Origin of the sequence: Microbacterium sp. 4NA327F11, assembly GCF_005503465.1 — a bacterium.
Lineage (GTDB): Bacteria > Actinomycetota > Actinomycetes > Actinomycetales > Microbacteriaceae > Microbacterium > Microbacterium ginsengisoli.
On sequence record NZ_SCOB01000005.1, the window covers coordinates 37,872 to 52,201 of the forward strand.

The window sequence follows — 14,330 nt, forward strand, 5'->3', positions numbered from 1 at the left end:
ATGGTCAGTCATGCGAAAGAGTCCGCGCCGGGCGAGCTCGTGCCGGTGAAGTTCTCCCGACTCACCCGCCGCGGTGTCCTGCTCGGACTATCGGTCGCTCAGCTCATCACCCTCGGCATCGGCGGCCTCACTCTGATCGCCGCGTTCTACGCGGGTGGCGGGATGCTGCTCGCCTACACCGCTCCCATCTGGGTTCTCTCCGCCGCACTGACGTGGATCCCTGTCGGCGGGCGCCCGGTCGTGGAGTGGCTGCCCGTCACCTTCTGGTGGCTGTGGCGGGTCACGGGCGGGCAGTTGCTCTACCGCCGTCGGATCGTCAAGCCTCGCCCCGCCGGCACCCTCGCCCTGCCCGGCGACATGGCCCGGCTCCGCGAATACAACGATCCGGAGACCGGGGCCTGCATGATCCACGACCCCCACGCCGCGACGTTGACGGTCGTCTGCGACGTGACGCATCCCGCGTTCGTGCTCCTCGATCCGGGCGAGCAGGAACGCCGCGTCACCACCTGGGGTCACGTCTTGGCGACAGTGTGCCGGTCCGGGCGGATCGCGACCCTGCAAGTCCTCGAACGCACCCTGCCCGACTCAGGCACAGGACTCGTGGAGTGGTGGACCACGCACGGCACCCCGCACGGTTCCTGGGCCGCGGACACCTACGCCGAGCTGATCGAACGCGCTGGGCCCGCCGGAGAACGGCACGCCACCACGATCAGCCTGAGCCTGGACATGAACGCCGCAGCCCGGCAGATCAGAACCGCCGGCGGCGGGATCAAGGGCGCCGCCGGGGTGCTGCGCCAGGAGATGTCCACGCTTACGTCCGCACTGCGGTCAGCCGACCTCGCCCCGTCCGGATGGCTCGACGCCGGACAGATCGCCGTCATCCTCCGCTCCGCCTACGACCCGGCCGTCGCATCCGCGCTGGAACGGCACGGCAAGATCGGCCGCGACCTCGCCACCGCCGGCCCCGTCGCGGTCACCGAGACGTGGGCGAACCTGCGCACCGACTCCGCCCACCACGCCGTGCTGTGGATCTCCGAATGGCCGCGCAGCCTCGTCTACCCCGGATTCACCGCCCCGATCCTGCTGTCCACCGGCATCCAGCGAGCCGTGTCGCTGATCTACACCCCGATGCGTTCCGACCGAGCCGCCCGCGACATCCGCCGCAAGAAGGTCGAGTACATCAGCGACGCCGCACAGCGTGCCCGGCTCGGGCAGATCGAAGACGCGTCCCAGTCGGCCGAGTTCCAGGACGTGCTACAGCAGGAAGCTGACCTCACCGCCGGCCACGGCGTCCTCCGCGTGACCGGCCTCATCTCCGTGTCCGCACCTACCGTCGACGAGCTGGACGCCGCCGTCGCCGCGATCACCCAGGCCGCCATCCAAAGCTCCTGCGAAACCCGGCGGCTCGTCGGCCAGCAAGCCGCCGCGTTCACCGCCGCCGCGCTTCCGTTGTGTCGCACGGTCTGATCCCGGTGGTGCACCTGCTCGGTGTCCGCTCGATGAACGAAAGGAGCCGGTGATGCCTACATTTGACAACCCCGTCGCCGACGCGGCCGAAGTATCGGAAGCCCTCCGCGGCCTGGCACATGCCACCCGGACCTGGGACGACCCCGCCGGCACCTACCAGGTGATCGCCGAACTCGCCGCCGGCATCCGATCTCTGCATCAGATACTCGGCCAGATTGCCGCCGTCCACACCGCGCACCAGGAACGGGTAAGCACTGACGACGGCGACCAGGCCGCAGGAGCACGGGCGGCCGAGACCGCTGCCGCCGGGTTCCGGCAGGCGGCAGCGCTGATCGACCGGGCCGACGACCAACTCTCCGCCGCATTCGCCGAGTCGGGCCGGATTGTCTGGCACCCGCGCCCGGCCCCGGCCGAGCAGTGGATCACGGTCGTGTTCCTGCAGGGAGAGGAAGCTGACCGGCCGCTGCGCATCCTCGGCGAACTGGGCCATGTCGACGCTGTGGACTACCTCGCCCAGTGGGACTACGGCGACGAGACCACCCAGGCCGCGCTCGAGAACGGGTACGTCTACGACGAACCCGGAGCAGGGACCAACGACCAGGTGGTCGCCTCCGGCGACTACGCGCTGGTCGTCAATCCGCACGTGGGATACGTCTCACTGCTTCGCCGGACCGAGCCCGCCCCGGAGGCCGAAGAAGTCGAGACGCTCGCGCCACCGGTTCAGCCGGCGAAGCGCGATGGGTCGTGGTTCGAGCCTGCTGCGATCACCACGGTCAAGCAGACGCGAGGGCTGACGCGATGAGCGCCGAGCGGGAGAAGCTGCACGCCGCAGTGCTGGTGGAGCCAGCCTCAGAGCGCCGCAAGTACCGCAAACAGCGTCGCGAGGCCGCCGCCCGACTGATCGCGGAGCGACGCCGCACCGAGCGGGATGTCGCGAAAGCGAAAGCCGCAGCCGAACAGGCCGAACGACGCTCCGTCACGTATCTCCCGAAGGCAGGCGAGGCGGGGCCAACGGCCCTGCGTTCACCGGGGGGACTGCGGTTCCCGAGGCATCAGGACACCAGCGCCGTGCTCGCGGCGCAGTACCCGTTCCTCGCCGAAGGAGGTCTCGGCAGTCAGGGCGTGTTCGTCGGACAAGACATGTACTCCGGTGGCAGCTTCGTCTACGATCCGTGGGAACTGTATCGGCGGGGCGTCATCACCGCGCCGAACATGATCCTGGCTGGCATCGTCGGCTCCGGGAAATCGAGCCTCGCGAAGTCGCTCTACACACGCTCCCTTCCGTTCGGGCGCCGCGTGTACGTGCCCTGCGACCCCAAAGGCGAGCACAGCCCCGTGGCGGAAGCGGTCGGAGGGAAAGCGATCGTCCTCGGGCACGGACTCGCGGCGCGACTGAACCCACTCGATGAAGGCCACCGCCCCTCTGGGCTCTCGAACCAGGAATGGGCCAGCACCCTGGCCTGGCGTCGCCGCGAACTGCTCGGTGCTCTCGCGGAGACGGTCCTCGGCCGAGACCTCTCACCCGTGGAGCACACCGCGATCGACACCGCCCTCGCCGTCGTCGTCCAGGACTCGGACGTCCCGATCCTGCCGATGATCGTGGACCGCCTCCTCGCCCCGTCCGCCGACGCCGACGACCGCCTCGCGGAGGACGGCCGGCTCGTCGCCCACGCGCTGCGCCGACTTGTCGGCGGCGACCTCGCCGGCCTGTTCGACGGACCCTCGACGGTTCGGTTCGACCCATCGCTACCGATGGTGAGTCTCGACCTCAGCCGTGTCGCGGAGAACGCGGCACTCCTGTCGGTGCTGATGACCTGCGCGTCTGCGTGGATGGAAGCCGCACTCATGGACCCCGCCGGCGGGAAACGCTGGATGATCTACGACGAAGCCTGGCGACTCATGGCCCACCCCGCCCTCCTACGCCGGATGGACGCCCAATGGCGGCTCGCGAGGCACTACGGGCTCGCCAACATGCTCATCTTCCACAAGCTCTCCGACTTGGACAACGTCGGCGATCAGGGCTCGGCCATGCGGTCACTGGCGAACAGCCTGCTCGCCAACGCGGAAACGCGGGTGATCTACCGGCAGGAATCCGACCAGCTCTCCACTACCGCGAACGCTCTCGGCCTGACCGGCACCGAACAACGCCTCCTGCCCGGGCTCGGCACCGGGCAAGGCCTGTGGCGCATCAAGGAGCGCTCCTTCGTCGTGCAACACCAGATGCACCCCGACGAGCTCGCCCTCTTCGACACCACCACCCGCATGATCTAGGAACCCCGTAAGTTCACGATTCCTGAAGTCGGTTGATGCAGGAACTCACGGCATGAGGGCCTGGTTCAGGGTATCTGGGGCCGTGAGTTCCGTGGCTTGTAGGGGGGTGATGGTTGTGTCGATGCGGACGGCAGGATCGGCGGGCTGTGCAAGACCGTGATCGGCGTGGGGCTCAGATACGTCAGCGCCTGCTGTATAGTCATCTCATGCTGACTATTGCTTCGCGGTTGGATGTGATGAACCGGCTGGGCCGGGCGATGGCCGACCCGACCCGGTCGCGGATTCTGATGACACTGCTGGACGGGCCGAGCTATCCGGCGGTGCTGTCGCGGAGTCTGGAACTGACCCGATCGAACGTGTCGAACCATCTGGCGTGTCTGCGGGACTGTGGGATCGTGGTGGCCGAGCCGGAGGGCCGCCAGACGCGTTACGAGATCGCCGACCCGCACCTGGCCGCCGCGCTGGATGCGCTGGTGGAGGTCACGCTGGCTGTGGACGAGAACGCGCCGTGCATCGACCCGGCGTGCTCGGTCGTCGGCTGCTGCGAGCCGGGAGCGATCGCGTGAGCACGATGACTGGCTCCCAGGTCGCGCAGCTCGACGATGACGACGATGACGACCGGCCGTGGTGGCGGAGTCCGAGCGTCCTGATCCCGATCGGCTCCGGTGTCGCGTTCGCCGCGGGGCTGGTGTGCGAGTGGACCGGCGCGGATCTCGCCGCCCTCGTGCTGTTCTGGATCGGCCTGCTGCTGGGCGCGTCCACGTTCGTGCCGGGTGCGCTGCGGAAGCTGTTCACGCGGGGCAAGCTCGGCATCGGGCTGCTGATGACGATCAGCGCGGTGGGCGCGGTGATTCTCGGCTATGTCGAGGAGGCCGCGGCGCTGGCGTTCCTGTACTCCATCGCGGAGGCGCTGGAGGACAAGGCGATGGACCGCGCCCGCGCGGGCCTGCGGGCGCTGCTGAAGCTGGTGCCCGAGACGGCGCTGGTCAAGCGAGGTGACGCCACGGCCGAGGTCGAGGCGAAGGAGCTGCGCGTCGGCGACCTGCTGGTGATTCGACCTGGCGAGCGGATCGCCACCGACGGGATCGTGCGGGTCGGGCGCAGCAGCCTGGACACGTCCGCGATCACCGGCGAGTCGATCCCGGTCGAGGTCGAGCCCGGCGACGCGGTATCGGCCGGGTCGATCAACACCTCCGGCGTGCTCGAGGTCGAGGCCACCGCGGACGGCACCGACAACTCCCTGACCACGATCGTGGAGCTGGTGGAGCAGGCCCAGGCCGAGAAGGGCGACCGCGCCCGCCTGGCCGACCGGATCGCTCGCCCCCTCGTGCCGGGCGTGATGATCCTCGCCGTGCTCGTGGCCCTGCTCGGGTCGCTGCTGACCGGCGATGTCGAACTGTGGATCACCCGCGCGCTGGTTGTGCTGGTCGCGGCGTCGCCGTGTGCGCTGGCGATCGCCGTTCCCGTGACCGTGGTCTCCGCGATCGGGGCGGCTTCCAAGTTCGGCGTCGTGGTGAAGTCCGGCGCCGCGTTCGAGCGGTTCGGCGGCATCCGGCACTTGGCCGTCGACAAGACCGGGACGCTGACCCGCAACGAGCCCACTGTGAGCCGCGTCGTCACCACCGACGTGGCCGAGGACGAGGTGCTCGCATGGGCGGCGAGCCTGGAGGCGCACAGCACGCACCCGCTGGCCGCCGCGATCACCAACGCCGTCCGGCAACCTCCGACCGCGCAGGAGGTCACGGAGACGGCAGGGCACGGCATCACCGGGACGCTGGGCGGTGCCCGGCTCGCCGTGGGAAGCCCCCGCTGGCTCGACGCCGGAACGCTGGCCGGCGAGGTCGAGGCGATGGAATCTGAGGGAATGACCGTCGTCATTGTCCACCGCGAGGGCGTGCCGGTGGGCGCCGTCGGGGTCCGGGACGAGTTGCGCCCCGAAGTCCCGGAGGTGATCGCGACGCTCCTCAAGCGAGGAGTGGGAGTGACGATGCTCACCGGCGACAACGCCCGCACCGCCGCCGCCCTGGCCGCACAAGCCGGCATCACCGATGTCCGCGCCGAGCTGCGCCCCGAGGACAAGGCCACCGCCGTCGCCGCGCTGTCGAAGTCCCAGCCCACCGCCATGATCGGCGATGGCATCAACGACGCCCCCGCGCTGGCCGCCGCCGACCTGGGAATCGCGATGGGAGCCAAGGGAGCCGACGCGGCGATCGAATCCGCCGACGTCGCGTTCACCGGCCACGACCTGCGCCTCATCCCGCAGGCCCTCGCCCACGCACGCCGCGGCCGCAGCATCATCAACCAGAACGTGGTGCTCTCCATCCTCATCATCGCCGCCTTGCTGCCACTGGCGATCCTCGGAGTGCTTGGCCTGGCCGCCGTCGTCCTCGTCCACGAGATCGCCGAAGTCGTGGTCATCCTCAACGGTCTGCGGGCAGCCCGACGGCGGAAGGCATGAGTCGCCCTTTCGACCGCGGGATCGCCCCAGCGGCAACGAGTGCGACGGACACGGAGGCGACGATTCCCCGCCGCGCCGCGCCGCGACGGGCCGCGTCCGGCCGCGCTGGTTCCTGCTCGCCTGCGCCCGCCGCGCCGGTCGATCAGGGCACCAAGACCATCGCGCAACTCAGCGAGCACGAGCGCTTCTCGCCGGTGGGCAACGTGCTCGGCCTGCAACTCGCGTTCAACCCCGGCACCGTCATGTCCCTCGGCACCAACGCGACCTGGATGCTCGTCGGGGGCGGCGCGATCGGGAACCTTCTCGACCGGCTCCTCGCCAGCTCGCCGCGCTCAACGTTGGCTCCTAGACCAGCACCCTCGCGCGCTGGCTCTCCCACGCTTGCGCGGCGACCTGCACCGCGTCCCACGGTGAGCCCAGCGGCGGCGTGTAGGAGAGGTCAAGGTCGGCGAACTGCTCGATAGTCAGCCCGGCGTAGAGGGCGGTGGCGAAGGTGTCGACGCGCTTGGCGACCTCGGTGCCGCGCCTGCCGACGAGTTGCGCGCCGAGCAGTCTCCCGTCGCCGGTGTCGCCGGTGATGCGGAAGTGGATCGGGTGCGCGCCGGGGTAGTAGCGCTTGTGGTCGTCCGCCGCAGAGCTCACCGTCGCGGGCGCGTACCCGGCGGCGATCGCCTCGTGGTCACGCAGGCCGGTGCGGGCAGCGATGAGGTCGAAGACCTTCACGACCTGGGTGCCGACCGAGCCGGCGAAGGCCCGGTCACCGCCGAGGGCGTTCTCCCCGGCGATGCGGCCCTGCTTGTGGCTCGTCGTGCCCAGCGGCAAGTAGGTCACCCCGAGCAGGCGGTGATGGGTGATGATGCCGTCCCCGGCGGCCCAGACGTGCGGGAGGCCGGTGCGCATGTGCTCGTCGACCACGACCCCGCGGCCCGCGCCGAGGCTCGCGCCGGCCTGCTCGAGCAGCTCGGTGTTCGGCCGCACCCCGACGACGACCAGCACGAGGTCCGCGGTCTGCGTGAACGGCTGCCCGTCGCGGGTGCCCGTGACGGTGAGCCCGGCTGGGGTCTTCTCGATCCCGGTCACGGTCGAGCCGGTGACCACCTCGACGCCGTGGGTCGTGAGTTCCTCGTGGACGAAGGCGCCGAGCTCGGGGTCGAGGGTGGAGAGCACTTCGGGGCCGCGCTGGAGCTGGACGACGGTCATGCCGCGGGCGATGAACGCCTCGGCCATCTCCAGGCCGACGTAGCCGGCGCCGACGATGATCGCCGACTGCGGCTGCCGGGCGGTGAGGTCGTGATCGAGGGCGAAGGTGTCGCCCATCGAGTGGATGACATGCACCCCGTCCGCCGGGGTCAGCGCCTCCAGGCCGGTGATGCCGGCGTGGGACGGGAGGGCGCCGGTGCCGACGATCAGCTCGTCGTAGGCCAGCTCCTCGAACGCGCCGTCCGGGGTGCGGACGGTGAGCCGGCGACCTGCGACGTCGATGCCCGTGGCGAAGGTGTTCAGCCGCAAGCTCATGCCGGTGGCTTCCAGGTCGGCGCTGGTGCGGTGCGCGAGCGACTGCCAGGGCTGCACTTCGCCGGTGAAGTAGTAGGGGATGCCGCAGATGGAGAAGTTCGGGTACTCGTCTGCGACCACGACGGTCACGTCGGTGTCAGGGTCGAGCTCGCGGGCGCGCAGGGCGGCGGAGATGCCGGCGTCGGAGCCGCCGATGGCGATCAGGTGGGTCATGGCTGGGCCTTTCGATTCGGGAAGAGCAGGAGCACGAGGCCAACGCCGGCGGCGGCGCCGACGAGCTGGGCGGCGAGGAACCACAGTGCGGAGGTCGGGGCGATGCCGGCGAAGGTGTCGGTGAAGATCCGGCCGATGGTCACGGCGGGGTTGGCGAAGGAGGTCGAGGAGGTGAACCAGTACGCGGCGCCGATGTAGGCGCCGACCGCGGGGGCGACCACGGCGCTGCGGCCGGTGCGGGCCAAGGCGAAGATCAGCAGCACCAACCCGGCGGTGGCGACGACTTCGCCGAGCAGGTGGCCCGCCGAGAGGCGATCGGTCGTGGACACCGCCGTCGGCGCCTGGAACATGAGGTTCGCGAGGATCGCGCCGCCGATGCCGCCGGTGACCTGCGCGACGAGGTAGACCACGATCTCGGAGGGAGCGTGGCGGGTGCCGAGGAAGCGGTCGGCGAGGGTGACGACGGGGTTGAGGTGCGCGCCGCTGACGGGTTGGAAGATCAGGATGAGCACCGTCAGCCCGAGCGCCGTCGCCAGCGAGTTCTCCAGCAGCTGCAGCCCGACGTCGTCTGGCGAGAGACGCTGGGCGGCGATGCCGGAGCCGACCACGACGGTCACCAGCAGGCCGGCGCCGAGGAACTCGGCGACCGCGCGCCGCCACAACGGGGCGGGGGCGGATGTCGTGCTCTTTTCGTGGGTCACCTTGACGACGATACATTGCTCAGTCACTATTGAGGTAATGAACATTGAGCGAACTGACCTGGCGGGGCGGGTGGCGCGATATGCGGCGCTGGCCGATCCGGTGCGGCTGCGGATCATGGACCTGCTCACCCTCGGCGATGCCGCCCCGGTCGAGCTGCAAGCCGAGCTCGGCGTCTCCTCCAGCCTGCTCGCGCACCACCTGAACCAGCTCGAGCACGCCGGGCTGTTGCTGCGGACGCGGTCGGAGGCCGACCGGCGCCGCACCTACCTCCACCTCGCCCCCGGCGCCTTCACGGGGCTGACCCCGTCGCCGGCCCTCGGCGTGCGGCGGGTGGTGTTCGTCTGCACCGGCAACTCCGCACGCTCGCAGCTCGCCGCCGCGCTCTGGCACGACGCCAGCGACATCCCGGTCGCCTCCGCCGGCACGCACCCGGCAGACGCCATCGAGCCGGGCGCGATCGCCGCCGCCGACCGGCACGGCCTCACTCTCCGTGCCGCCCGACCGCGGACGCTGGCCGAGGTGCTGGACGTCGACGACTTCGTGGTCACGGTCTGCGACACCGCCCACGAGGAACTCGCCGGCGAGGGCCGGGTGCATTGGTCGGTGCCCGACCCGGTGCGCGACGGATCGGATGCCGCATTCGATGCCGCCTTCGAGGACATCGCCGCCCGTATCCAGAGCCTTGCCCCGAGGCTGACCACGACGAAGGGATGACGACGATGTCACCGCACCAGGAACCGCACGCCACGATCACGATCGACCAGGAGGCAGCCCTCGCCTCCGGCGCGGAGCGGCTGACCCGGGAGTTCGACGGCACATTCGGGCGGGAGACGATCGACCGTTTCCTGCACGCCTCCTACACCGACCTCGCCCAGCGTGCGACCGTGCCGAACTACCTGCCGCTGCTGACCGAGAAGTTCGCCAGGCAACGCCTGCGCGCCCTCGCCAAAGTCGACGGGCTCCACGTCGACGGAAAGCCGACGGTGCTGTTCCTGTGCGTGCACAACGCCGGCCGCTCGCAGATGGCCCTCGGCTTCTTCCAGCACCACGCCGGCGAGCACGCCGTCGGCTGGTCCGGCGGCTCCGAACCCGGCCACGAGGTCAGCCCGGTCGCCGTCGAGGTGATGGCCGAGCGCGGCATCGACATCGCCGGCGAGTACCCCAAGCCCTGGACCGACGAGGTCGTGCGCGCCGCAGACGTGGTGATCACGATGGGCTGCGGCGACGCCTGCCCGGTGTTCCCCGGCAAACGCTACGAGGAATGGACCCTGCCCGACCCCGCCGGATGGACCCCGGAGGGCGTCCGGCCGGTGCGCGACGAGATCGAGGCTCGCGTCCTGAACCTGCTCGCCGAGCTCGGCGTCCCCGCGAGAACCTAGACCGCAGTACCCGCGGGGGCACGTCCGAGCTGGATCACCTGCGGCGCTGCGGGTGCGCAGCAGGCGCCGCCCTTGGCTCCGGTCGGGTCGTCGAACAGTCCCGCGCCGCCGCACACGCCCGTGCCCGGCAGCACCAGCTCGCTCCGGGCCGCAGCCTCGTGGTCACCGGCGAGCTCGGCGACGACGCTGCGAACCTGCTCGTACCCAGTGAGGGCGAGGAAGGTCGGGGCGCGGCCGTAGGACTTGGCCCCCACGATGAAGAGGCCCGGCTCGGGCTGGGCCAGGTCCACAGCGCCGGTGGCGCGCACCGAACCACAAGAGTGGATGTTCGGGTCGATGTCCGCCGCGATCCGCACCGGCGCCTGCAACCGGGCATCCAGCTCCAGCCGCACCTCGGACAGGATCGACAGATCCGGCCGGAACCCGGTCAGCACCACCACCCGATCCGCGGGCTCGAGCACGCGCCCGTCCTCGGCAACCAGCACCGCACCCTGATCGGCGGTGTCGATCCGCTCGATACGGAACCCGGTCACCAGGCTCACGAGGCCCTGGTCGACCGCGGTGCGAGCGCGCTGGCCGAGTGCGCCACGCTCGGGAAGCTCGTCCGCCTCCCCGCCGCCGAACGTGTCGCCGACCGTCCCGCGGCGCAGCACCCAGGTGATCCGAGGGTCCGGGTGCTGGCGGGCGATGCGGGCCAGCTCGGTGATCGCCGTCGCCGCGGAGTGCCCATTGCCGACCACCACCGTGTGCCGCCCCGCATACGGCTCGGCGTCGGCGAACGACGGAATCCGATACGTGAGGAATCCGGCCGCGGCGGTCTCGCCGAGCGCAGGCAGCCCGTCGGCACCGGCAGGATTCGGGCTCGTCCAGGTGCCCGAGGCGTCGATCACCGCCTGCGCCTCGATCCGCGACTGCGAGCCGTCGGCCTCCTCGACGTGAATCACGAACGGCTGCTCGGCGCGCCCGGCATCCACCAGCAGGTCACGTCCCTTGCGACCGACGCCGGTGACCCTTGCGCCGTAGCGGACGCGATCCCCAAGAACCTGCGCGAGGGGCGCGAGGTATCCGGTGATCCAGGCGCCGCCGGTCGGATACCCCCGCTCGGGTCGCTGCCACCCGGAAGGCTCGAGCAGCCGAGCCGCGGCGGAGTCGACGAGCTCGGGCCACTCCGAGAACAGCCGCACATGCCCCCACTCCGCCACCGCCGCCGCGCGACCCGCGCCCCTCTCCAGCACCAGCGGTTCCAGGCCGCGCTCCCGCAGATGCGCTGCGGCGGCCAGCCCCTGCGGTCCCGCGCCGATCACCACGACAGGAAGATCCACCACCCACTCCTCACATCGACTAACATCAATACATCGAGAATCCTCGATACATCGACAGATGTCAATACGACTGGGAGGATGAGCACCGTGACCATCGCGCTCCCGCTCCTCACCGAAGACGGCACCGCGTGCTGCGGCACTGTGGCCGGTGGCGCGCTCGAATCGGAGCAGGCCGAACGGATCGCCCGCGTGTTCAAGGCTCTCGGCGACCCCACCCGGGTCAAGCTCCTGTCCCTGATCGGCGGCAGCGACACCGGGGAGATGTGCATCTGCGACCTCACCGACCCCGTCGGCCTTGCCCAGCCCACCGTCTCGCACCACATGAAGCAGCTCGTCGAAGCCGGCCTTGCCACCCGCGAGCAGCGCGGCAAGTGGGCCTACTTCCGCGTCGTCGACGGCGCCCTCCAGAACGCAGCCCGCACCCTCCTGCCCGAATGATCCGCGTCGGCATCCGTCCGATGACGCCCGCGGACTGGCCTGCCGTCGAGCACATCTACCGTGAAGGCATCGCCACCGGGCACGCCACGTTCGAGGCAGAGCCACCCGACTGGGATGGCTTCGACAGCGGCAAGCTCCCCGATCTGCGCCTCGTCGCCACAGACACCGACGGCCTCGTCGTGGGGTGGGCGGCCGCCAGCCCCGTGTCATCGCGGCCGGTGTACCGCGGCGTGGTCGAGCACTCGATCTACATCGCCGATGCCGCCCGTGAGCAAGGCGCCGGAGCCGCCCTCCTGGAAGCGTTCATCGCTGCCGCGGACACGGCCGGCATCTGGACCATCCAGTCGTCGATCTTCCCCGAGAACACCGCGAGTCTGCGCCTGCACGACCGCCACGGGTTCCGCACGGTGGGCACCCGCGAACGTATCGCGCTTATGGGTTACGGCCCGTTGGCTGGCACTTGGCGCGACACTGTGCTGATCGAGCGCCGTCGATCAGGCGACTGAGGTCAGTCCGGCCGGTGGCCGCTGAGGTCGGGGTCGAGGACGCCGAGGTAGCGGGCGACCGACTCGATGCCGATCCCGAACAGGTCGCTGATGCGGCGGACGTCGCCGCCGCTGGCCTGGACTTCGTGCAGGACGCGGTCGGTGCGCAGCGTCTGCGCGGAGATGCCGGCCTTGAGCCAGGGGAACTGCCGGCTCGGGGCGCTGAGCCGTGGCGCGGTCTGCATCGTGACGAACAGGTGCGGGTTCATCGTGCGCGGCCATCTCGTTGCTCGGTGGTCGAGCCAGGTCCGCAGCCGGGCTCGCACCGGCTCGGCCAGCGGGATCACGCGCCCGTCAGGCAGGGTGAGCCGGCCGTCGATGATGTCGGTGAGCTGCAGCGCACGAATCTGGAGGTTGGTCAGGCCGTGGAAGGCGACGATCGAGGTGGCGAGGGCGACCGCTGGATCTGAGTGGTTCAGGGCGGCGAGGATCGTCTCGGTGTCGGCCGGCAGCGGTGTGCTGCGGCGCGGCTCGGTCAGGGGCATGCCGGTCGTCGGGTCGGCGAAGATCGCATTGCGTCCCTTGAGGATGCCGAACAGGGCACGGAATCCGCGCTCGGCCCAGTGCCGCTTACCTGCGTCGGCGGGCAGGGAGTCGAGCAGCAGCTCGGGGCTGATCTCGGCGAGCGACTCGATGCCGTCTTCGGCCCAGGCGGTGACGATCGGGGCGATGCCGAGGATCTGAATCTTCACCGTGGCCGGGTCGCGGGGCTTCCGCCGCGGTGGGATAGGACTGCCGTGGATCATGATGTCGAACCAGAGCTCGAGCTGGGTCCGCATCGCCGGCGGGAGGCCGGCGAACTTGCCGTCGAAGTAGCGGTCGATGTGCGGGGTGCGGTCGTCGATGAGCAGGCCGGCGGCGTCGAGGACATCGAGGGTGGAGACGATGTTGCCCTCGGCGTCATAGCGGCGCAGCCGGATCACTTCGGTGGCGCGGACCATCGTCGTGCCGTCGGGGGCGAGGATCTGGAGCATCTTCAAGGAGCGACGGACCTGATTGGTCTGCCGGTTCGACCAGCCGAACTGCCGGGCGTGCTCGAACACGATCCCGTCGGTGCGGTAGCTCCAGTCCCGGGCCTGCGCGGTCGCCCGCTGCCGGAGCACCTCGGGGTCCGGTGCGAGCTCGAACAGCGCCGGCTGCTCCCAGACGCTCGCTTCGGCATCGAGCACGATCCGCGACGCCCGCGTGGACTGCGCGGGCAGGGGCAGCTTGCGGCGGGCGGGCATGTTGGCGAAGAACAGCTGGAGCCCGTGCCGGGTGCCTTCGTCGAGGTCGATGTCGCGGCCGGGCTGCTGGATACGCCGCGCGGATTCGATGCAGAGCCGGCAGGCACCACGTTCGCCGATCGGGAGGCGACGATGGCAGAAGCGGCAGTCGCCGACCGGGTTGTGACTCGCCCACCAGGCGCAATGCCGGCACCGCCACTGGTGCCCCCGATAGACGCCCCAGGCGTAGCAGTCCTTGCACTGACCGATGTAGTGCGGGCTGCCGGGGTGGCACCGCTCGCACAGGCCCTGACTGAAGTAGTCCGGCGAGCCGCACCGCTCGCACGACGGAGCGGGGAACGGGCCGCCGGGGAGGCAGCCGTAGCAGTAGTCGACGCTCGGCCAGTGCCAGGCCGCGCGGTTCACGCCGCAGGTGAAACAGAACTTCGGCGGCCGGAACCGGGAGGTCACTCCCGGTTTGGTGCTCACAGCGGCGGCTCGGGCCGCTTGCCGTTGTAGCGGGGCTTGACGATCGACGGCGAGCCGTTCGCCGCCTGCTCCTCGACGGTCTTCGCCGGTCGACGCGCTGCCGCGCCGTCGAGGTCCGCGGTCAACAGGTCGCCGGGCGTGCAGTCCAGCACGAGGCAGATCACGTCGAGGTCGTCCAGCCGCAGCGTGGTCGGGGTGCCGGTCCACAGGCCCGACATCTTCCCGACGCTCATCTCCAGGCCGGCGTCCGCGAGCAGCCGCCGCAGCTCCGAAGACTTCCAGATGCCGCGCTCGGCGGCGGCCATGCGCAGGTTCCATTTCATGGG

At 70.4% G+C, this 14,330-nt stretch carries 14 protein-coding genes; 9 read left to right on the forward strand and 5 right to left on the reverse strand.

All coding sequences use genetic code 11. The annotated features are described in order from the left end of the window. The 5 genes from FFS51_RS04735 to FFS51_RS04755 all read left to right on the forward strand — a co-directional run bounded on the left by FFS51_RS04735 (nt 1) and on the right by FFS51_RS04755 (nt 6,196). A complete protein-coding gene (locus tag FFS51_RS04735; protein ID WP_137877690.1) occupies nt 1-1,467 on the forward strand; it encodes an SCO6880 family protein in 1,467 nt (488 codons plus the stop codon). Nucleotides 1,468-1,519: 52 nt separating this feature from the next. Then, nucleotides 1,520-2,269 (forward strand): hypothetical protein, encoded by a 750-nt coding sequence (locus tag FFS51_RS04740; protein WP_137877691.1) that lies wholly within the window; start codon nt 1,520-1,522, stop codon nt 2,267-2,269. After that, nucleotides 2,266-3,738, forward strand: a complete 1,473-nt coding sequence (locus FFS51_RS04745; RefSeq protein ID WP_137877692.1) for a VirB4 family type IV secretion system protein — start codon at nt 2,266-2,268, stop codon at nt 3,736-3,738. Before FFS51_RS04740 ends, FFS51_RS04745 begins: the two co-directional genes overlap by 4 nt. A gap of 206 nt (nt 3,739-3,944) precedes the next feature. After that, nucleotides 3,945-4,304 carry a Cd(II)/Pb(II)-sensing metalloregulatory transcriptional regulator CmtR gene (cmtR, locus tag FFS51_RS04750; RefSeq protein WP_100345896.1) on the forward strand — a complete coding sequence of 120 codons (360 nt, stop codon included), beginning with the start codon at nt 3,945-3,947 and terminating at the stop codon, nt 4,302-4,304. A gap of 5 nt (nt 4,305-4,309) precedes the next feature. Beyond that, nucleotides 4,310-6,196 carry a heavy metal translocating P-type ATPase gene (locus FFS51_RS04755; protein ID WP_100345895.1) on the forward strand — a complete coding sequence of 629 codons (1,887 nt, stop codon included), beginning with the start codon at nt 4,310-4,312 and terminating at the stop codon, nt 6,194-6,196. Between the two features lie 345 nt (nt 6,197-6,541). On the opposite strand, the gene FFS51_RS04760 is transcribed toward FFS51_RS04755, so the two are convergent. Together FFS51_RS04760 and FFS51_RS04765 are read right to left on the reverse strand one after the other, a co-directional pair. Continuing rightward, complete coding sequence (locus FFS51_RS04760) at nt 6,542-7,924, reverse strand: FAD-dependent oxidoreductase (protein WP_137877693.1); 1,383 nt, start codon at nt 7,922-7,924, stop codon at nt 6,542-6,544. Continuing rightward, nucleotides 7,921-8,625: an aquaporin gene (locus FFS51_RS04765; RefSeq protein WP_245861740.1), complete on the reverse strand. Its 705-nt coding sequence runs from the start codon at nt 8,623-8,625 to the stop codon at nt 7,921-7,923. Before FFS51_RS04765 ends, FFS51_RS04760 begins: the two co-directional genes overlap by 4 nt. 37 nt (nt 8,626-8,662) lie before the next feature. Here FFS51_RS04765 and FFS51_RS04770 point away from each other — a divergent pair, with 37 nt between their 5' ends. Then, nucleotides 8,663-9,340: an arsenate reductase/protein-tyrosine-phosphatase family protein gene (locus tag FFS51_RS04770; RefSeq protein ID WP_100345591.1), complete on the forward strand. Its 678-nt coding sequence runs from the start codon at nt 8,663-8,665 to the stop codon at nt 9,338-9,340. 5 nt (nt 9,341-9,345) lie between these two features. After that, entirely contained in the window at nt 9,346-10,005 is a 660-nt protein-coding gene (locus tag FFS51_RS04775) for an arsenate reductase ArsC (protein WP_205547920.1), read from the forward strand. Here FFS51_RS04775 and FFS51_RS04780 read toward each other — a convergent pair. Next, entirely contained in the window at nt 10,002-11,330 is a 1,329-nt protein-coding gene (locus FFS51_RS04780) for an NAD(P)-binding domain-containing protein (RefSeq protein ID WP_431463318.1), read from the reverse strand. The two genes, FFS51_RS04775 and FFS51_RS04780, sit on opposite strands and share 4 nt — an antisense overlap. 75 nt (nt 11,331-11,405) lie before the next feature. Between FFS51_RS04780 and FFS51_RS14795 the strand changes: the two genes are divergently transcribed. After that, nucleotides 11,406-11,765 carry an ArsR/SmtB family transcription factor gene (locus tag FFS51_RS14795; protein WP_100345588.1) on the forward strand — a complete coding sequence of 120 codons (360 nt, stop codon included), beginning with the start codon at nt 11,406-11,408 and terminating at the stop codon, nt 11,763-11,765. Further along, nucleotides 11,762-12,271, forward strand: coding sequence for a GNAT family N-acetyltransferase (locus tag FFS51_RS14800; protein ID WP_100345587.1), 510 nt, complete (start codon nt 11,762-11,764; stop codon nt 12,269-12,271). The genes FFS51_RS14795 and FFS51_RS14800 overlap by 4 nt, the downstream gene beginning before the upstream one ends. A gap of 2 nt (nt 12,272-12,273) precedes the next feature. Here FFS51_RS14800 and FFS51_RS04795 read toward each other — a convergent pair whose 3' ends face one another. Together FFS51_RS04795 and FFS51_RS04800 are read right to left on the reverse strand one after the other, a co-directional pair. Beyond that, on the reverse strand, nt 12,274-14,004 hold the full coding sequence (locus FFS51_RS04795; protein ID WP_240423315.1) for a site-specific integrase: 1,731 nt from the start codon (nt 14,002-14,004) through the stop codon (nt 12,274-12,276). Then, a complete protein-coding gene (locus tag FFS51_RS04800; RefSeq protein ID WP_119076375.1) occupies nt 14,001-14,327 on the reverse strand; it encodes a helix-turn-helix domain-containing protein in 327 nt (108 codons plus the stop codon). Before FFS51_RS04800 ends, FFS51_RS04795 begins: the two co-directional genes overlap by 4 nt. Between the last annotated feature and the right edge of the window lie 3 nt (nt 14,328-14,330).

What these genes read in the sequence shown, in the direction of transcription:
- FFS51_RS04735 (WP_137877690.1), top strand. Translation starts at nt 1, where the DNA reads ATGGTCAGTCATGCGAAAGAGTCCGCGCCGGGCGAGCTCGTGCCGGTG.
- FFS51_RS04740 (WP_137877691.1), top strand. Translation starts at nt 1,520, where the DNA reads ATGCCTACATTTGACAACCCCGTCGCCGACGCGGCCGAAGTATCGGAA.
- FFS51_RS04745 (WP_137877692.1), top strand. Translation starts at nt 2,266, where the DNA reads ATGAGCGCCGAGCGGGAGAAGCTGCACGCCGCAGTGCTGGTGGAGCCA.
- cmtR (WP_100345896.1), top strand. Translation starts at nt 3,945, where the DNA reads ATGCTGACTATTGCTTCGCGGTTGGATGTGATGAACCGGCTGGGCCGG.
- FFS51_RS04755 (WP_100345895.1), top strand. Translation starts at nt 4,310, where the DNA reads ATGACTGGCTCCCAGGTCGCGCAGCTCGACGATGACGACGATGACGAC.
- FFS51_RS04760 (WP_137877693.1), bottom strand. Translation starts at nt 7,924, where the DNA reads ATGACCCACCTGATCGCCATCGGCGGCTCCGACGCCGGCATCTCCGCC.
- FFS51_RS04770 (WP_100345591.1), top strand. Translation starts at nt 8,663, where the DNA reads ATGAACATTGAGCGAACTGACCTGGCGGGGCGGGTGGCGCGATATGCG.
- FFS51_RS04775 (WP_205547920.1), top strand. Translation starts at nt 9,346, where the DNA reads ATGTCACCGCACCAGGAACCGCACGCCACGATCACGATCGACCAGGAG.
- FFS51_RS14795 (WP_100345588.1), top strand. Translation starts at nt 11,406, where the DNA reads ATGAGCACCGTGACCATCGCGCTCCCGCTCCTCACCGAAGACGGCACC.
- FFS51_RS14800 (WP_100345587.1), top strand. Translation starts at nt 11,762, where the DNA reads ATGATCCGCGTCGGCATCCGTCCGATGACGCCCGCGGACTGGCCTGCC.
- FFS51_RS04800 (WP_119076375.1), bottom strand. Translation starts at nt 14,327, where the DNA reads ATGAAATGGAACCTGCGCATGGCCGCCGCCGAGCGCGGCATCTGGAAG.